The sequence below is a fragment of the Amycolatopsis sp. CA-230715 genome (assembly GCF_018736145.1).
Lineage (GTDB): Bacteria > Actinomycetota > Actinomycetes > Mycobacteriales > Pseudonocardiaceae > Amycolatopsis.
The window spans coordinates 777,197-794,789 of the sequence record NZ_CP059997.1; the positions used below are offsets into that span (position 1 = coordinate 777,197).

Consider the following 17,593-nt stretch of genomic DNA (forward strand, 5'->3'; position numbering starts at 1 on the left):
CCCGCACCGAGGAACGAGGGAAGGGGCAACACCGATGAGCAGCTTGTTGAGGCTCGCCACGGCGGGCAGCGTCGACGACGGGAAGTCCACCCTCGTCGGGCGGCTGCTGTACGACACGAAGTCCGTGCTCGCCGACCAGCTCGACGCGGTCACCCGCGCGAGCGTCGACAAAGGACTGTCCACACCGGACCTCTCGCTGCTGGTGGACGGGCTGCGCTCCGAGCGCGAGCAGGGCATCACGATCGACGTGGCGTACCGCTACTTCGCCACGCCGAAGCGCAGTTTCGTGCTCGCCGACACCCCTGGCCACGTGCAGTACACCCGCAACACCGTGACCGGCGCGTCCACCGCGCAGCTCGCGGTGCTGCTCGTCGACGCGCGCAAGGGCGTGCTGGAGCAGACCAGGCGGCACGCAGCCGTACTGGCGCTGCTCGGCGTCCCGGGGCTCGTGCTCGCGGTGAACAAGATCGATCTCGTCGGCTACGACGAGGCCGTGTTCGAGACCATCGCGAACGAGTTCGCCACCCACGCGCGGTCGCTCGGGTACGCCGACGGCACCGTGCTGTCCGTGCCGGTTTCCGCGCTGCACGGCGACAACGTGGCGCAGCCCTCGGCGAGCACGCCTTGGTACACCGGGCCGACGCTGCTCGAACACCTCGAAAACGTGCCGGTGGCACCGGATCCGCACGACGCGGCGTTCCGCTTCCCGGTGCAGTACGTGATCCGCCCGCGCACCGCCGAATACCCGGACTACCGCGGGTACGCGGGCCAGATCGCGGCGGGCACGGTGCGCCCAGGCGACGAAGTCGTGGTGCTGCCGCAGGGGTTGCGCAGCACCGTCGAGCGCATCGACACCGCGGACGGGCCGCTCGAAGAAGCGGGCGCGGGCGAATCGGTCACGCTGCTGCTGGCCGACGACCTCGACATCTCGCGCGGTGACCTGATCTCCGTCGCCGGTGACCAGCCGGTGGTCACCGACGAGCTGACCGCGGTGCTGTGCTGGCTGTCCTCGAAGCCGCTGTCGCCGGGCGCCCGCGTGCTGGTCAAGCACGGGACCCGCACCGTGCAGGCGCTCGTCGACGAGATCTCGGCGCGCTTCGACGAGCAGACTCTGTCCTCTGTGGACTCTCCGGATTCGTTGGCGCTCAACGACATCGGCACGGTCTCGCTGCGGCTGGCGGAACCGCTCTCCGTCGACGACTACGGCAAGAGCGCGCGCACCGGCGCGTTCCTCGTGATCGACCCGAAGGACGGCGACACCCTCGCGGCCGGGCTGGTCGGCGAGCGGTTCACGTGAGCGTCCCGCTCGTCGCCGTCGCGCACGGCAGCCGCGACCCGAGGTCACCGGCTGTCGTCCGCGCGCTGGTGGACTCGGTCGCGGCGAAGCTGCCCGGCGTCGAGGTGCGGACGAGCTTCCTCGACCTGTCCGAGCCTTCGATCGCCGACGTGCTCGTTCGCCTGCACGAGGAAGGGCACCGCGAAGCGGTCGTGGTGCCGCTGCTGCTCGGCAGCGCCTACCACGCGCGCGTGGACCTGCCCGGTCTCGTCGACGAGGTCACCGCGAACCACCCGTTGCTGACCGTGTCCACTTCGGACGTACTCGGCGTCGATCCGGTGCTGGAAAGCGTCGCACTGCACCGCCTTGCCGAAACGGGTGCCGAGCTCACCGATCCCCGGCTCGGGCTGGTGCTCGCCGCCGTCGGTTCGTCGAACGACGCCGCGAACGCCGTCGTCGCCCGGATGGCCCGCCGCTGGCAGGACCGGTTCGGCGTCCCCGTGGCACCGGCCTTCGCGAGCGCGACCCAGCCGGACGTCCCGGCGGCGATCGCCCGGTTGCGCGCGCACGGCGCCACCCGGTTCGCGGTGGCCTCGTGGTTCCTCGCCCCGGGCCTGCTGCCCGATCGCGTCGCCGCGCTCGCCGGTCCGGAGGTCGCGCTGGCGGCTCCGCTCGGCCCCGAACCGCGTGTCGCGGACGCCGTGGTTCGGCGCTACGCCGCGGTTTTGCGCGCGCTGCGCGTCGCTTCCTGACCCCAACGGCCTACCGGTTGCGCGGTTCCGGGCCAGTTTTTCCCAGTTGTGCTACCGAGAGCAGCTGGGAACGGGTGCTTCTTGACGGGTTGTCGTACCCGCCGGTAACTATCTAAGCGCCGCCAGGCCCCCACCATCCCTGCGACCCAAGGTGGCTCCACATGTCGTCTTCACCGTCGAAGACCGCCCTGCGCCGAGCGCTCACCTGCGCCGGCCTCGTCCTCGCCCCCGTGCTGGCGCTGACCGCGCCCGCCGCCGCGGCCCCCGCCGACGTCAACTTCGACTGCGAGGCGAACGCCCCGGTCGTCGGCCCGCAGCACGCCAACCTGAAGCAGACCGCCGAAGTGACCGCGCCCGCCACCGTCGCCCCCGGCGGGGCGCTCGACGTGGTGATCGACCCCGCGCCCAACTCGGTGCCGGGTGACGTCGCCGGGTTCAAGCTCAAGGAGATCAAGAACTTCGCGCTGAAGATCCCGATCCCGGCGAACTCCAGCTTCGTCAGCGCCGATCTCGCGGGCGGCTCCGGCCTCGGCTCCACCCCGCCGAAGATCACCGTCGACGGCTCCGTGGCCACGCTCGCCTTCCCCGGCCCGATCGCGGGCGGCGCCCAGTTCGAACTGCCCACCATCACCGCGCACCTCAAGGCGGGCACGTCCGGCAAGATCGAAACGAAGCTCGCGGGCACCAGCTACGCCGACCCCGGCCTCACCTTCACCGCGGTGGCCACCCAGATCGTCGACATCGAAGCCCCCACCGCGTGCTTCCCCAACCCCAGCCCCACCTTCACCACAACCACCATCGGCTGACGCGGGTTTCGGCGCCCGTGATGGCCACCTTGACGGCACTCAATGCCGTCAAGGTGGCCATCACGGCATCCCGGGCCGCCGCGTCCAGCGTCCGGGCATCCGTCGTAGCCAGACCGGGCGGTATGCGAGGGTGAGCACATGGCTGACGAACTGGTGCACTACGAGGTGGCGGCCGGTACCGCCACGATCACGCTGGACTCCCCGCACAACCGCAACGCGCTGTCCGCGCAGCTGCGCCGCGAGCTGAGCACGGCGCTCGCGAACGCGCGTGACGACGACGCGGTGCGCGTGATCGTGCTCACCCACACCGGGCCGGTGTTCTGCGCGGGCATGGACCTCAAGGAAGCGCGCGGCGCGGGTGCGGCGAACCAGGGCGTCAACGAGTTCCCGCAAATCCTCGAACAGCTTTGGACCAGCCCGAAGCCCGTGGTCGCGCGGCTGGCCGGTCCGGCGAGGGCGGGCGGTATCGGGATGGTCGCGGCCACCGACATCGCGGTCGCCGTCCGGGAGGCCACCTTCGCCTTCACCGAGGTCCGGATCGGCGTGGTGCCCGCGGTGATCTCGCTGACCGTGCTCCCCCGGCTGTCTTCGCGCGCGGCGCACGAACTCTTCCTGACCGGCGAGACCTTCGACGCCGACCGCGCCGCCGCGATCGGCCTGATCAACTCCGCGGTGGCCGCCGACGCGCTCGACGCCGAGGTCGACCGGTACGTCAAGGCGCTCACACTCGGCGGCCCGAAGGCACTGGCGGCCACGAAACAACTGCTCAGCAGCCCCCGCCCGGCCACGCCTTCGGACGGCTTCGCCGCCATGAACGAACTGTCCGCGGGGTTCTTCGCCAGCGAGGAAGGGCAGGAAGGCATCCTCGCGTTCGCGCAGAAGCGGAAGCCGTCCTGGGTGCCGCAGGACTGAGGGGACCGGTGACCGGGAGCGTCAGCTCTCGGTCACCACGACCGTCAGCCGCCGCGAATCCGACCGGTCGCCGGTGGGCCCCAGCGCGCGCTGCGCGTCCGAGAGGACGCTGCGGATCGCCAGGTACGCCTTGGGATCGGCGGTCTTGAGCGCATCGGAGCCGACCCAGATCAGCACGTGCTCCCCCGCAGGCAGCCAGGAAAGATCGGTCAGGCAGTCGTAGAGCGCGTCGAGGTTCCGGCCGAACCAGTCCGGGAACGACAGCGCCGCGGCGATCGCGTCCATCGTGGACACCTTGTCCGTGGCGGCACCGTCGGCGCTGGTGATCAGGTGCGGGAACGCGCCGCGGGACTTCGCCTTCGCGGCCACATTGCTCGCGTTGTCCATGGGCTTCACCGATTCGGGTCGACGACGACGAAGGAACCGTAGTGGTCCTCGGTGTAGTACAGCTCGTGTTCCTTGCCGAAGATCAGGCGCCGTGCGCCGCGATCGCGGCTTCCGGGTGTCTTCACGGTGTACTCACGGTAGTACTCCGAAGCCTTGCCCGGCAGCCGTTTCTCGCGGTTCTGCCAGGTGACGCCGTCGTTGCGGGGATAGGGAAAGGGCCCGTCGGACTGGATGAGCCCCCAGGTGTCCTTCGCCTGGGACGGCAGCGCGGACAGCGGTTTGACCGCGAGCCCCGAGTCCGAACCCGGCAACCGCGACGACTTGCCCGCATTGTCCGGTTTGGACGTGGAAGCCCCGGAGGACGGCGCCGCCGTGGAGGACGGCCGCGTACCGCCGGAGCCGTTGTCGGAGACCGCGTCCTTGATCAGCCAGCCGCCGACCACCAGGACGATGAGCCCGATGAGGGCGGCGGTGATCCGCTTTCGCCTACGGTTGACCATGCGCACACCCTATGACCGGCGGCGCGGTTCCTCGCGACGGGCCGAGGCGAACCACCCGGCGACCTTGGCCACCGCCTTGTCGATCACCCACGCCAGCCCGAGGCAGAGCGGTCCCAGCACCGCGATCACGAGCAGGAACTGCAGCGGGAACCAGAGCTGGGCCAGCCACAGCTCCGCGCGGTCCCACCAGTCGGACAGTCCGTCGAGCACGCCGTGATGCTACTCGCGCGGGCGCTGCCGGTTCGGAGCCGGGCGGGTACGTTTGGCCCATGTTCGCCGTCTACGCCAAAGAACCGAACGCGGAAAACCCCCTCGACTCGCTCGTCGTGGGCGAGCGGCCGGAACCCGAGGTCCCCGACGGCTGGGTGAAGGTGAACGTCAAGGCGGCCAGCCTCAACATGCACGACCTGTGGACCCTGCGCGGCGTCGGCATCAAGCCGGAGCGCTTCCCGATGATCCTCGGCTGCGACGGCGCGGGCACGCTCGACGACGGCACCGAAGTGGTGCTGCACGCGGTCATCAACGAGCCCGGCTGGCAGGGCGACGACACCCTCGACCCGAAGCGCTCGCTGCTCACCGAGGTCTACCAGGGCACGTTCGCCGACCAGGTGGTGGTGCCCGCCCGCAACGCGATCCCGAAACCCGCCGGCCTGTCGTTCACCGAGGCGTCCATCATGGGCACCGCGTGGCTGACCGCCTACCGGATGCTGTTCGTCAAGGCGGCCGTCCAGCCCGGCCAGACGATCCTCGTGCAGGGCGCCTCCGGCGGTGTCGCGACCGCGCTCGTGCAGCTCGGCAGGGCCGCGGGCGTCCGGGTGTGGGTCACCGGGCGGTCCGAGGAAAAGCGCGCGCTCGCCGAAGGCCTCGGCGCGCACCAGGCGTTCGAATCGGGCGCGCGCCTGCCCGAGCGCGTCGACGCCGTGTTCGAGACCGTCGGCAAGGCGACCTGGTCGCATTCGGTGAAGTCGCTCAAGCCGGGCGGGATCATCGTCGTCTCCGGCGCCACGAGCGGCCCGGACGCGAACGCCGAGCTGCAGCGCGTGTTCTTCCTGCAGCTGCGGATCGCCGGCTCGACCATGGGCACGCGCGACGAGCTGGAGCGCCTGCTGTCCTACGTCGACCTGGCGGGCATCAAGCCGCAGATCGGGTCCGTGCTTCCCTTCGAGGAAGCCGAAAAGGGCTTCCAGGACATGCGAAACGGCGACACGGCAGGAAAGATTGTCTTCTCGCGCTGAACCGGACAATGCGGTCTGACCTGCACCGATCCTCGGAGCCCCTCCCCCGAGACCGGTTTGTGATGCACGGATAAGCAGCAAAACCGGAGATCAGTTGTCATCCTGGGAGGATGACCGCGGTGCAGCGGGAGGTTTCGCCCTCGGCGAGCCCCGACGAAGCCGGCCCGGAAATCCGGGTCGGCCATCGGCGTTTCGCCGGTGTGCGCACCCGCGTGCTCGAAGTCGGCCCCACCACCCCGGAACCGGTGCGGCGCCGCGGAAAGCGCGCCGCCAAACCGGGCAGGCTCGTCCTGCTGCACGGGTACTGCGACAGCGCGGACACCTGGCGCCCGGTGCTCTCCGAACTCGCCGCCGCCGGGGTGCCCGCGATCGCCGTCGACCTCCCCGGTTTCGGCGAGGCGGACGCACTGCGGGCGGGCCCGATGCTCCCGCAGCTCGACGCGTTCGCCGCGGCCGTGCTGAGGGAACAGGCGGTACAGGGGCCGGTCGTGCTCGCGGGCAACTCGCTCGGCGGCACCACCGGGCTGCGCGCCGCGCAGAACCCGCGGCTCCCGCTCGCGGGCGTCGTTTCGATCGCGGCGCCCGGTTTCGCGGACTCCTGGCTCGTGAGAACGGTCGCCAAGTACCCGCTGCCACTGCGCCTGTACTCCGCGCTTCCCTTGCCGGTGCCCGGTTTCCTTGTGCGCGCGGTCGCCGAGCAGGTGGTGCCGCGGCTGCTCTACGCCGACCGCGCGGTCGCCGACGCCGAACAGGTCCGCCGGTTCACCGAGCTCTTCCCGGACTACCGCGCCACCACCACCAGGCTCGAACAGGCGCGCCAGCTCGTCGAAGAACTCGCCACCGCCTACCAGCTCGACGCCGTCAAGTCGCCGCTGCTGGTGGTCGCCTGCGGCAAGGACAAACTGGTGAGCGCCGCGTCGGGGCGCCGGCTGCACGCGCTGGTGCCGCACAGCAGGCTGCTGGTGCGCGACGACTGGGGCCACTGCCCGCAGCTCGACAACCCGGCCGAGATCAGCGAGCTGCTCGCCTACTTCACCGCGGGCGTCAGCAGGCCGGAGCCGCGAGATGTGCGCGAAAGGACCACAGTGGACGGCCGTTCGGTCGCGGGTTGATTCCGATCGTTTGATCCGGCGCGAAAGCCCTGTACGGTTCCTCCGATCTCCGGACACCCCGGAATCGTTTCACCCTGTTGGAGACCGTCATGTCCGCTCCCCCGGTCGGAACCGGCCCGTTCCGGCGCAAGCCCATCGAACAGATCGAGCAGATCGAAGACGCCGGCGGCGCCGGTGGCCTGCAGCGCACCCTCGGCCTGCGCCAGCTGACCGCGATCGGCGTCGGCGGCATCATCGGTGCCGGGATCTTCTCGCTGGCAGGCGCGGTCGCGAACAAGACCGCGGGTCCCGCCGTGCTGATCTCGTTCCTGATCGCCGGTATCGCCAGTGCCGCGGCGGCGTTCTCGTACGCCGAGTTCGCCGGTCTCATCCCGAGGGCCGGTTCGGCCTACACCTACGGCTACGCCGTGCTCGGCGAGATCGTCGGCTGGTTCATCGGCTGGGACCTGCTCCTCGAATACACCGCGATCGTCGCGGTGGTGGCGATCGGCATCTCCGGCTACTTCAACGACCTGCTCGGCTTCCTCGACATCAAGCTGCCGCTGTGGATGTCCGGCGCGCCGGGGACCGAACCGACCGGCGTCGAATCCGGCTCGTACAAGGTGAACCTGTTCGCGATGCTGCTGTGCCTCCTGATCGCGTTCATCCTCAACCAGGGCATGAAGAACGCGGCCAGGTTCGAAACCGTGCTGGTGTACCTCAAGGTCGCCATCGTGCTGCTGGTGGTCGTGGTGGGCGCGTTCCACATCAACTCCGGCAACTACTCGAACTTCTTCCCGTTCGGGATCAGCGGCGCCTTCACCGGCGCGGCCACCGTGTTCTTCGCGGTGTTCGGCTACGACGCGATGTCCACCGCCGCCGAGGAGTCGAAGGACTCCCAGAAGCACATGCCCAAGGCGATCCTGTACTCGCTCGCCATTTCCATGGTGCTGTACGTGCTCGCGTGCCTCGTGCTCACCGGGATGGTGAACTACACCGAAATCGACTCGGAAAGCGCGTTCTCGAGCGCGTTCCGGTCGGTCGGGCTCGGCTGGCTCGGCCTGATCATCGCGGTCGGCGCGATCCTCGGCATCCTCACCGTGCTGTTCACGTTCATGATGGGCGCGACGCGCGTCGGCTACTCGATGAGCCGCGACGGCCTGCTGCCCAAGTGGTTCTCCGGCACGCACCCGGTGCGCAAGGTGCCGAGCCGGATGACCTGGGTGCTCGGCATCGCCTCCGCGGTGATCGCGGGCGTGCTGCCCATCGCCGAGGCGGCCGAGCTGACCAACATCGGCATCCTGCTGGCGTTCGTCGTGGTGTGCGTCGCGGTGATCGTGCTGCGCTACCGCCGCCCCGACCTGCCGAGGACGTTCCGCTGCCCCGGTATGCCGGTGGTGCCCGCGATCGGCGTGGTGTTCTCGATCTGGCTCATCACGTTCCTCGAACCGGCGACCTGGCTGCGGTTCGCGATCTGGTTCGCCATCGGCATGGTCGTCTACTTCGCCTACGGCAAGCGGAACTCCTTGCTGGCCAAGCAGAACCCCGCCGAGGAAGGCTGAGTCACCCGAGGCGCCGGGAGGCCGCTTCCGCGGCCGCCCGCGCTTCGGCGCCGAGCCTGGCCACGATCTCGGCGACCGTGCCCTCGGTCGCCAGTTCGTAGGTCTGTCCCGCCCACAGCGACAGCATCTCCGCGTCGCCCGCCTTGCCCGCCGCCGCGCGCACCGGCCGGGTGAGGTTGTTCACCTGGGGGTAGGCCGCCGGGGCCGATCCCGAGTTCTCGTCGAGGAAGCGGTTGCGCAGGCCGCGCGCGGGGCGGCCGCTGAACGCGCGCGTGAACCTCGTGGTGCGGCCGCCTTCGACCAGCGCGCGCCGGTGCGCCGGCTGGGTGCCCGCCTCCGCCGCCCGCAGGAACGCGGTGCCCAGCTGCGCGGCGGCCGCGCCGCCTGCCAGCACCGCCGCGACGTCCGCGCCGTGCACCAGCCCGCCCGCCGCCACCAGCGGCAGGTCCACCGCGGCGCGCACCAGCCGCAGCGCCGCGAGCAGGCCGTAGACTTCGCCACCCGCCGGGTCTTCGGCGTCGTCGGTGAGCAGGCCGCGATGACCGCCCGCCTCGAAACCCTGTACGCACAAGGCATCCGCCCCGATCGCGGCCGCGATCCTCGCCTCGTCCGGCCCGGTGACCGTCACCAGCACCGCGCTGCCCGCGGCGTGCAGACTGTCCACATCGGACCGCGACGGCACGCCGAAGGTGAACGAAACCCAGGGAACCCGGTGCGCCACCACGGTTTCCAGCTTCGCCGGGTAATCGTCGTCGTCCCACGAGGGCGTGCCGGGCTCGGCACCGTGACGCCGCGCCTCCGCGGCGATCACCCGCTCGTACGCAGCGGTGTCCACATCGGACTTCCGGCCGGGAACGAAGAGGTTGACCCCGAACGACTCCGCGCCGAGTTCCCTCGTCTGTTCGATCTGCGCGGCCAGCGCGGCCGCCTTCAGGTACCCGGCGGCGAGGAAGGCACCGGCGCCCGCCTTCCCGGCCGCGGCCACCAGCTCGGGCGTGGACGGCCCGCCCGCCATCGGAGCGATCAGAACCGGCGTGCGCAAGGTGTCGAACATGCTGTGTCTCCTATCGCGCGTCAAAATTTGCGCTGCCGGGGGCGCCACTCTCGAGGTTAGTGGCAGTTGATCTCGTGAGGCGCCCCCACCATCGCAAATTTAGAGGGCCTTCGGCCCTGCGCGCGACTTTGAACGCTCCCCGCCGCGCGGGGCGCGTCGGCTCGCCGGTGCGGGGCCGGGTTGGCAATGACCGGACCTCCGGTCCGGGCCTCGCTGCACTCGGAAGGTAGGCAGGCGAGATGGGGCGGTCTACCGTGGGGTATGGCCATCGATCTGGACGTCGTCCGCGGGCTCGCCGTCGCCGAACACGGGCTCGCCACCATCGCCACCACGCGACCGGACGGGACCGTGCACGCCTCCGTGGTCAACGCGGGGGTGCTCGACCACCCCGTCACCGGGAAGGCGAGCGTCGCGTTCGTCGCCCGCGGCGGCACCAAGAAGCTCGAACTCCTGCGCCGCACCGCGAACGCCACCATCGTCTTCCGGCGCGGCTGGTCGTGGGCCTCGGTCCAGGGCGGCGCGAGCCTGATCGGCCCCGACGACCAGGACCCCGCCTTCCCCGACGGAGACCTCCCGCGCCTGCTGCGCGAGGTGTTCATCGCGGCCACCGGCACGCACGACGACTGGGCCGAATACGACCGCGTGATGGCCGCAGAACGCCGGGTCGCCGTGTTCGTCGACCCGGCGCGCATCACCGGGAACGCCTGAGCTACTTCTTGCCCTTGCCCTTGTCGGACGGGTCTTCCGAGGAAAGCGCCGCCACGAAGGCCTCCTGCGGGACTTCGACGCGTCCCACGGTCTTCATCCGCTTCTTGCCTTCCTTCTGCTTCTCCAGCAGCTTGCGCTTCCGCGAGATGTCACCGCCGTAGCACTTCGCCAGCACGTCCTTGCGGATCGCCCTGATCGTCTCGCGGGCGATGATCCTGGCCCCGATGGCGGCCTGGATCGGCACCTCGAACTGCTGCCGCGGGATGAGCTCGCGCAGCCGCGTCGCCATCTTGTTGCCGTAGCCGTACGCCGAGTCCTTGTGCACGATCGCGGAGAACGCGTCGACCGCCTCGCCCTGCAGCAGGATGTCGACCTTCACCAGATCGGACACCTGCTCGCCCGCCTCCTCGTAGTCGAGCGAGGCGTACCCGCGCGTGCGCGACTTCAAGGAGTCGAAGAAGTCGAAGATGATCTCCGCGAGCGGCAGGTTGTAGCGCAGCTCCACCCTGTCCTCGGACAGGTAGTCCATGCCGAGCATCTGGCCGCGCTTGCTCTGGCACAGCTCCATGATCGCGCCGATGAACTCCGACGGCGCGATCACCGTCACCTTGCTGACCGGCTCGTGCACCTCGCTGATCTTGGCGCCGGTCGGCCAGTCCGACGGGTTCGTCACGGTCACCTCGCCGCCGTCCTCCAGGTACACCTGGTAGACGACGTTCGGGGCGGTCGAGATCAGATCGAGGCCGAACTCGCGCTCCAGCCGGTCGCGCGTGATCTCCAGGTGCAGCAGGCCGAGGAAACCGCAGCGGAACCCGAACCCGAGCGCCACCGAGGTCTCCGGCTCGTAGTCCAGCGCCGCGTCGTTGAGCTGGAGCTTGTCCAAGGCCTCCCGCAGCACCGGGTAGTCCGAACCGTCCACTGGGTACAGTCCCGAGTAGACCATCGGCTTCGGTTCCCGGTACCCGGCCAGCGGCTCGTCCGCGCCCTTGCGCTCCGAGGTCACGGTGTCACCGACCTTGGACTGGCGGACGTCCTTCACGCCGGTGATCAGGTAGCCGACCTCGCCGACGCCGAGCCCTTTGCTCGCCTTCGGCTCCGGCGAGATGATGCCGACCTCCAGCAGCTCGTGCGTGGCGCCGGTGGACATCATCTTGATCCGCTCGCGCGGCACGATCTTCCCGTCGACCACCCTGATGTAGGTGACCACACCCCGGTAGGTGTCGTACACCGAGTCGAAGATCATCGCCCGCGCCGGCGCGTCGGCGTTCCCGACCGGCGGCGGCACCTGGCGCACCGCCTCGTCGAGCAGGTTCGTCACCCCGTCACCGGTCTTCGCCGACACGCGCAGCACGTCCGTCGGCTCGCAGCCGATGATGTGCGCGAGCTCGGCCGCGTACTTGTCCGGCTCGGCCGCGGGCAGGTCGATCTTGTTCAGCACCGGGATGATGTGCAGGTCTTTTTCCAGCGCGAGGTAGAGGTTCGCCAGCGTCTGCGCCTCGATCCCCTGCGCGGCGTCGACCAGCAGGATCGCGCCTTCGCAGGCCTCCAGCGCGCGGGAGACCTCGTAGGTGAAGTCGACGTGGCCTGGCGTGTCGATCAGGTGCAGGACGTGGTCCTGCCCGTCGACCTTCCACGGCAGGCGCACGTTCTGCGCCTTGATGGTGATCCCGCGTTCCCGCTCGATGTCCATCCGGTCCAGGTACTGGGCGCGCATCGCCCGCTCTTCGACCACGCCGGTGAGCTGCAGCATCCGGTCGGCCAGCGTGGACTTGCCGTGGTCGATGTGCGCGATGATGCAGAAGTTCCGGATGAGCTCCGGTGGCGTGAACGTGTCGTCCGCGAACGTGCGTGGGGCTGTCACTCGTGTGGTCCTCGGGAAGTCGGGGGTGAGCGTGTCCATCGTCCCATGAGCATCCGGGCGCGAATACGGGTCATCCCCGATGCACGCTCGGTATACCTGTGCTGACCTGGGAGGTATGAGCAGTTCGATGACCCAGATGCTCGATCGCGCGTTCGGCCACCCGCGCGGTCTGCTCGGCAGGCTCGGTGGCGCGATGATGGCACACGGCAACGCGGCGACCGAGCGCCACCTGGTCGAACTCGCGAAACTCGGCGACGACGACACCGTGCTCGTCGTCGGCCCCGGGCCGGGGGTCGGGCTCGCGGCGGCCGCGAGAACAGCGCGCAGAACCGTCGGCGTGGACCCGTCGGAGGAGATGCTGGCGCGCTGCCGTGATCGGTGCCACGACCTGATCGCGAGCGGCGCCGTCGAACTGCGGCGCGGCACCGCCGAGGACCACGGCCAGCCCGACGAGTCGGCCGACGCCGTCCTGACCGTCAACAACGTGCAGCTGTGGCCCGACCGCGCCGCCGCGTTCCGCGCGCTGCACCGCGCACTGCGCCCCGGCGGCCGGATCCTGGTGTCAGCGCACGACCGGTGGCTGCCGGTGTCCCGGCACGAACTCGGCGACGAACTCCTCGCCGCCGGGTTCGCCGACGTGCAGACCTGGACCTGGGAGCCGCCCGGCCGGGGCGCGAGCCTCGCCGCCCAGCTGCGCGCCGTCCGGCCGCCGGAAAGCGCGCCACGGCGCGGAAAACCTCAGGCCGGTGCCGGCGAGGCGTCCGAAGACTCGGACGCGTAGCGCGGAAGGTGCTTGCCGAGGATGTCGGCCAGCTCCTGGGCTTGGCGGACCAGGTCTTCCCGGTAGGTGATGACGGTGTCCCAGTACAGGCAGAGGGTGCCGCGCCGGTCGCCCCCGCTGCACACCGGCATGCCCAGCCAGCTGTGGAAACCTTCGGATTGAACGAGGTCGGTCACGGATCGGAAGAGCGGATCGGTCCGGGCGTCGGCCACGAACACGTGCTGGTTGTGTTTGACGATGTTCGGGAGGACGACCCCCTCTGCCTGCCCCTTGACGCGGATTTCCTCGACGTAGCGGGAGGAAAGACCTCGCCAGCGCATCGTGGACGGCCACGGGGACCGCGTCGAGTCGACGGGCCCGATGTTCCCGGTGGCCACGTGGACCCGGTCGGCGCCGAGCGACGCGGTGGCCACGTCGCAGGCGAGATCGAGCAGTTCGGACATGCCGGAAGCCCTCGACGCCTGCTCGTCGAACTGCTCGAAGCGGTCCGGCCGGGTCGCGGTGCCGCGGGTGATCGTCTCGACGACGTGCGTCGAGAGCGACTCCTCGATTCCAGGCCCCTGCTCGACATGGCGGACGTAGAACTCGAGAGCGTCGCTGTCGGAGTCGAACGACCCGAGGACGATGAGTTCGTAAGCCCCGGTGGCCAGGTGGACCTCGTCCACCTGGGGCAGTGACGCCAAGCGGTCGGCGACGACGAACCGCTGGCCCGGCTCGACCCGCGCCAGGACGATGAGCCGCGATCGCGGCGCTTCGCGGTCCAAGGTGGCGACCACCCGCATACCGTCGCGCTCGATCAACCGGCGGATCCGCTGGCGCACGGTCTTCTCCGACACCCCGACCCTGGCGGCGACCTCGAGGTTGGGCATGCGCCCGTTCTCGGCCAGCAGTCCGAAGATCTTTTCATCCAGCGCGTCGAGTTCGCGCACCTGAACCTCCTTGTCTCGGACACCTTAGCAGCACGGTCGCCCGAATATCGGCAACTCAAGGTCGTTATTCGGATGCTGATGGTTGTGTGGTCCGAATCCCGGGCGTACGGTGACCATAATTCGGCGCAACGGTCGCCTGAGAGAGGACGCGGCAAGGTATGCGATTCGCGTTCAGGACCGCTCCCCAGCACACCACCTGGGCCGAGCTGCTGGCCGTCTGGCGGGTGGCCGACGGCATCGAGGTGTTCGAATCGGGATGGACCTTCGACCACTTCTATCCCATCTTCTCCGACAGCCGAGGGCCGTGCCTCGAAGGCTGGACGGTCACGACCGCGCTGGCCCAGGCGACCAAGCGGCTCCGCTTCGGCACCCTCGTGACCGGGATCCCCTACCGGCATCCCGCCGTGCTCGCCAACATGGCGACGGCCCTCGACGTCATTTCCGGAGGGCGGCTCGAACTGGGCGTGGGAGCTGGTTGGAACGAAGAGGAATCCACCGCCTACGGCATTCCGCTCGGCACGCCCGCGCAGCGCAGCGATCGGTTCGAGGAGGCATGTGCGGTACTCACCGGCCTCATGGGCCAGGAGTCGACCACCTTCCGGGGCCGGTACTACCACCTCACCGACGCCCGCAACGAACCCAAAGGCGTCCAGCGCCCCCACCCGCCGATTTGCGTCGGGGGCAACGGAGAGAAGCGCACGCTCCGCACCGCGGCCCGCTTCGCTCAGCATTGGAGCTTCCTCGGCGGAACCCCGCAAGAATTCGCCCGGAAACGGGACGTCCTCCATGCCCACTGCGCCAACCTCGGCAGGGATCCGAGCGAGATCCTCCTGTCGAGCCCGGTGGCCTACGACGGAGATCCGGCAGCCACCGCCGCGTCGGCTGCCGCGCTGGGTGAGGAAGGACTGGGGCTCGCCATCATCCCGCTGAAGCCACCGTTCGACCCAGCGGTACTCGAACCTCTCGCCTTCGCCCTCTCCGAGATCGGCCGGTGACATGATCGTCGACGTCCACGCCCATTACCTGCCCGGTTCGTATCGGCCCCTGCTGGAAAAGGTGACCGCGAAGTCCGGGAGGCCCACCGCTCCCGCGGCGAATTCGGCGTCAGAGGCCCATCGGATATTCGCCGCGATGTCCGATGAACCGGGAATGATCGATCAGCGCATCGACATGATGGACGATGCCGGAGTGGAGCGGCAGATCCTGTCCCCGGGCAGCATGGCACCTTACGCGAGGGAATCCCGGTTGGCCGTCGAGGCGGCACAGGTACTCAACGACAGTTACGGCGAGCTGGCCGGCTCGCGTCCCGGCCGGTTCTCTTCCCTCGTTTCCCTGCCCCTGCCGCATATCGACGCGTCACTCGAGGAAATGCGGCGCGGGCTGGACGAGCTGGGCATGGTCGGCGTGGCCCTCAGCTGTTCGGTGTTCAACCGCTCCACGGCTGAGGAAGAATTCGAACCGCTGTACGAGGAGATGAACGCGCGGGGAACGACCCTCTTCTTCCATCCCTGCCAGAACGGTATCTGCTCACCGTTCATCAATGACTACGGTTTCACGGCGGCGGCCGGGGCGTCGCTGGAAGACACCGCCCTCGTTCTCCACCTGATCAAGCGAAACGTCCCGGTCCGGTATCCGGACATCAAAATTGTGATCCCGCATCTGGGCGGCATGATCCCCGTGCAGTTGGCGCGGCTTGACGGCCAAGCGAGCACGCCGGATCTGCTCAGTTCGCCGAGTGCGATGGCTCGCAGCCTCTACTACGACACCGTCGGATGGGGTTCACAAGCCGCTCTCCGGTGTGCCTGCGAAGCCTTCGGCGCCGACCACCTCGTGCCGGGAAGCGACTTCTCCGCGCTGCTGGCGGTCGAGACCTACAAACGGACGTTCGAATACATCAAGGAATCCGGGCTGCCGGAGCAGGACATCGAAAAGATCCTCCACCGCACCGCGTCGGCTCTGTTCGAATTCGACAAGGCGTGAACATGGATGTGTTCGAGGCGATGGAATCGGCCATGACCATGCGCTGGTTGTCCGGCGAGCCCGTGCCGGATGATTTGATCGAGAAACTGATCTGGGCAGGCACCAGGGCACCGAGCCCAGAGAACTCCCAGCTCTGGGACTTCGTGGTGGTCACGTCGCCGGAACAGCGCGCACGTCTCCACGAGGCCATTGTTCCCGAAATCTCGTCACTCGACACGGTACGAGAGAAGCTAGCAGGTGCCGCCGACCCGGCGAAGCGCCGCATGGGAGAGGGCGCATATCACCTGCTGGCCACTCTGCGAGAGGCTCCCGTTCTCATCTTCGTCTGCGCGTCATCGTTTGTTCCCGGCGATCCGAGAGAGGACCGCTACCAGTTCTCCGCCATTTACGGGGCCACGCAAAACATGCTCGTGGCCGGACGGGCCCTGGGCCTGGGGGTGGCTCCGACCGGCATACATCACCTCAACACCAGAGGCGTCCGAGCAGTGCTCGACATGCCGGAGCACAAGAACATCGGGATGACCGTGGCGGTGGGGTGGCCGACCCGGCCGTTCCGCCCGGTCAAGCGGAAACCGATCGCGGACGTAACGCACTTCGATACTTGGTGAAGGAGGACCGCGATGGGCCGGGCGATCATCGCCGGTGCGGGAATCGTCGGGTTGAGCACCGCGCTGTCCCTTCGCCAAGCGGGTTTCGAGGTCGCGGTCCGGGAAAGAGCGCCGCGGCTCAGGGCGACCGGCGCCGTGCTCGGGGTGTGGCCGCACACGATCCGGGAACTCGAACGGCTCGGGCTCGGCCCGCGGCTGGCCAAGATCAAAGCGGAACCGGGTTTCGTGCGCTATCGCGATTTCTCCGGTACCGAGCTCACCACGACCGGAATGCCACCGACCCGGACGGTGCACCGCGCCAGGCTCAGTGCCTTGCTCGCCTCCTCCGTCGGGGAGGACGACCTGCGAACCGGCAAGGAACTCGTCGGCTACGTCGAAGACCACGATGGCGTCACCGTTCACTACGCCGATGGCGACCACGAACGCGCTGACCTGCTCGTCGGCGCCGACGGCCTGAATTCGCGGGTGCGCGCGATTCTCGCCCCGGGCACCGGGAGCCGTCACCAGGGCGGCCACCACGTGTGGCGGGCGGTACTGCGCTTCGACGGCGACATCGGCGACGGCTGCCCGGTGCTCGGACGCGACCGCACCCGAGGGACGCTCACGCGTCTCGCCGACGGTTCTTGCTGCTGGGTGATCGCGCAGTTCGGCACCACCACCGGTGCCACCGGGAACAGCAAGGAAGAAGCCCTCTCCAGGGTGCCGAACCTGCACGACGGAACCTGGCCGTTCGCGCTGCGCGATGCCGTTCTGGCCACCCCGGAACACTCGGTCCTGCACAGCAGGGTCGCCGTGGTACCCGCGATTTCGCGCTGGGCCGGTGACCGGGTCGTGCTCGCCGGGGACGCGGCACACGCCATGTCCCCGCACATCGGATCCGGGGCCTCGCTGGGAATCGAGGACGCGCGCGTGCTCGGCGACCGCCTCAGCCGCGCCGAAATCGCACCGGCCTTGGCCGCGTACCAGGACGACCGGCTCGACCGTTACCGGCAGATGCGGCGGTACGCGAACGCCATGGCCGCGGCGCCGACGCCGTTGTCCTATGTGGAACGATTCGCCGAATACCTGAACTGGCTCCACACCAGCCGAACCCCGCCCGGTTACGAAGTGAAGGCTCCTTACCGGCGCTGAGCGCTGGTAAAGAGCCTTCA

The 17,593-nt window shown here is 69.3% G+C and carries 19 protein-coding genes; 13 read left to right on the forward strand and 6 right to left on the reverse strand.

Features of this window, described 5'->3' with window-relative positions; genetic code table 11:
- Positions 1-34 precede the first annotated feature (34 nt).
- The 4 genes from HUW46_RS03715 to HUW46_RS03730 all read left to right on the forward strand — a co-directional run bounded on the left by HUW46_RS03715 (position 35) and on the right by HUW46_RS03730 (position 3,746).
- Positions 35-1,297 carry a sulfate adenylyltransferase subunit 1 gene (locus HUW46_RS03715; RefSeq protein WP_215545927.1) on the forward strand — a complete coding sequence of 421 codons (1,263 nt, stop codon included), beginning with the start codon at positions 35-37 and terminating at the stop codon, positions 1,295-1,297.
- On the forward strand, positions 1,294-2,028 hold the full coding sequence (locus tag HUW46_RS03720; RefSeq protein ID WP_215545928.1) for a sirohydrochlorin chelatase: 735 nt from the start codon (positions 1,294-1,296) through the stop codon (positions 2,026-2,028). The genes HUW46_RS03715 and HUW46_RS03720 overlap by 4 nt, the downstream gene beginning before the upstream one ends.
- A gap of 161 nt (positions 2,029-2,189) precedes the next feature.
- Positions 2,190-2,834 carry a cyclase gene (locus HUW46_RS03725; RefSeq protein WP_215545929.1) on the forward strand — a complete coding sequence of 215 codons (645 nt, stop codon included), beginning with the start codon at positions 2,190-2,192 and terminating at the stop codon, positions 2,832-2,834.
- A gap of 138 nt (positions 2,835-2,972) precedes the next feature.
- Entirely contained in the window at positions 2,973-3,746 is a 774-nt protein-coding gene (locus tag HUW46_RS03730; RefSeq protein WP_215545930.1) for an enoyl-CoA hydratase family protein, read from the forward strand.
- Between the two features lie 21 nt (positions 3,747-3,767).
- Here the strand turns inward: HUW46_RS03730 and HUW46_RS03735 are convergent, their stop codons facing one another.
- The 3 genes from HUW46_RS03735 to HUW46_RS03745 are packed head-to-tail and all read right to left on the reverse strand — an operon-like array spanning position 3,768 to position 4,843.
- Positions 3,768-4,133 (reverse strand): barstar family protein, encoded by a 366-nt coding sequence (locus HUW46_RS03735; protein ID WP_215545931.1) that lies wholly within the window; start codon positions 4,131-4,133, stop codon positions 3,768-3,770.
- Between the two features lie 5 nt (positions 4,134-4,138).
- Entirely contained in the window at positions 4,139-4,633 is a 495-nt protein-coding gene (locus HUW46_RS03740) for a ribonuclease domain-containing protein (RefSeq protein WP_215545932.1), read from the reverse strand.
- Positions 4,634-4,642: 9 nt separating this feature from the next.
- Complete coding sequence (locus tag HUW46_RS03745; RefSeq protein ID WP_215545933.1) at positions 4,643-4,843, reverse strand: hypothetical protein; 201 nt, start codon at positions 4,841-4,843, stop codon at positions 4,643-4,645.
- A 59-nt stretch (positions 4,844-4,902) separates the two neighbouring features.
- On the opposite strand from HUW46_RS03745, the gene HUW46_RS03750 reads away from it, so the two are divergent.
- The 3 genes from HUW46_RS03750 to HUW46_RS03760 all read left to right on the forward strand — a co-directional run bounded on the left by HUW46_RS03750 (position 4,903) and on the right by HUW46_RS03760 (position 8,521).
- Complete coding sequence (locus HUW46_RS03750) at positions 4,903-5,868, forward strand: zinc-binding dehydrogenase (RefSeq protein WP_215545934.1); 966 nt, start codon at positions 4,903-4,905, stop codon at positions 5,866-5,868.
- 110 nt (positions 5,869-5,978) lie between these two features.
- Positions 5,979-6,980: an alpha/beta hydrolase gene (locus tag HUW46_RS03755; protein WP_215545935.1), complete on the forward strand. Its 1,002-nt coding sequence runs from the start codon at positions 5,979-5,981 to the stop codon at positions 6,978-6,980.
- An 89-nt stretch (positions 6,981-7,069) separates the two neighbouring features.
- Positions 7,070-8,521, forward strand: a complete 1,452-nt coding sequence (locus HUW46_RS03760; protein ID WP_215545936.1) for an amino acid permease — start codon at positions 7,070-7,072, stop codon at positions 8,519-8,521.
- 1 nt (position 8,522) lies between these two features.
- Here HUW46_RS03760 and HUW46_RS03765 read toward each other — a convergent pair whose 3' ends face one another.
- Entirely contained in the window at positions 8,523-9,575 is a 1,053-nt protein-coding gene (locus HUW46_RS03765; RefSeq protein WP_215545937.1) for a nitronate monooxygenase, read from the reverse strand.
- Positions 9,576-9,836: 261 nt separating this feature from the next.
- On the opposite strand from HUW46_RS03765, the gene HUW46_RS03770 reads away from it, so the two are divergent.
- A complete protein-coding gene (locus HUW46_RS03770) occupies positions 9,837-10,283 on the forward strand; it encodes a pyridoxamine 5'-phosphate oxidase family protein (protein ID WP_215545938.1) in 447 nt (148 codons plus the stop codon).
- 1 nt (position 10,284) lies between these two features.
- Here the strand turns inward: HUW46_RS03770 and lepA are convergent, their stop codons facing one another.
- The gene (gene lepA, locus HUW46_RS03775) at positions 10,285-12,144 is read right to left on the reverse strand and encodes a translation elongation factor 4 (RefSeq protein ID WP_215545939.1); all 1,860 of its coding nucleotides are present in this window, start codon (positions 12,142-12,144) and stop codon (positions 10,285-10,287) included.
- A gap of 115 nt (positions 12,145-12,259) precedes the next feature.
- Here lepA and HUW46_RS03780 point away from each other — a divergent pair, with 115 nt between their 5' ends.
- Entirely contained in the window at positions 12,260-12,925 is a 666-nt protein-coding gene (locus HUW46_RS03780) for a class I SAM-dependent methyltransferase (RefSeq protein WP_215545940.1), read from the forward strand.
- On the opposite strand, the gene HUW46_RS03785 is transcribed toward HUW46_RS03780, so the two are convergent.
- Positions 12,883-13,854 carry an AsnC family transcriptional regulator gene (locus HUW46_RS03785; protein WP_215545941.1) on the reverse strand — a complete coding sequence of 324 codons (972 nt, stop codon included), beginning with the start codon at positions 13,852-13,854 and terminating at the stop codon, positions 12,883-12,885. The genes HUW46_RS03780 and HUW46_RS03785 overlap by 43 nt on opposite strands.
- A 158-nt stretch (positions 13,855-14,012) precedes the next feature.
- Between HUW46_RS03785 and HUW46_RS03790 the strand changes: the two genes are divergently transcribed.
- Genes HUW46_RS03790 through HUW46_RS03805 form a run of 4 tightly spaced genes read left to right on the forward strand, consistent with a single transcriptional unit; the run spans position 14,013 to position 17,573 of the window.
- Positions 14,013-14,849 carry an LLM class F420-dependent oxidoreductase gene (locus HUW46_RS03790; protein ID WP_215545942.1) on the forward strand — a complete coding sequence of 279 codons (837 nt, stop codon included), beginning with the start codon at positions 14,013-14,015 and terminating at the stop codon, positions 14,847-14,849.
- Between the two features lies 1 nt (position 14,850).
- Positions 14,851-15,834 carry an amidohydrolase family protein gene (locus tag HUW46_RS03795; RefSeq protein ID WP_215545943.1) on the forward strand — a complete coding sequence of 328 codons (984 nt, stop codon included), beginning with the start codon at positions 14,851-14,853 and terminating at the stop codon, positions 15,832-15,834.
- A 2-nt stretch (positions 15,835-15,836) separates the two neighbouring features.
- Positions 15,837-16,442, forward strand: a complete 606-nt coding sequence (locus HUW46_RS03800) for a nitroreductase family protein (RefSeq protein WP_215545944.1) — start codon at positions 15,837-15,839, stop codon at positions 16,440-16,442.
- Between the two features lie 12 nt (positions 16,443-16,454).
- A complete protein-coding gene (locus HUW46_RS03805; RefSeq protein ID WP_215545945.1) occupies positions 16,455-17,573 on the forward strand; it encodes an FAD-dependent oxidoreductase in 1,119 nt (372 codons plus the stop codon).
- Positions 17,574-17,593 lie beyond the last annotated feature (20 nt).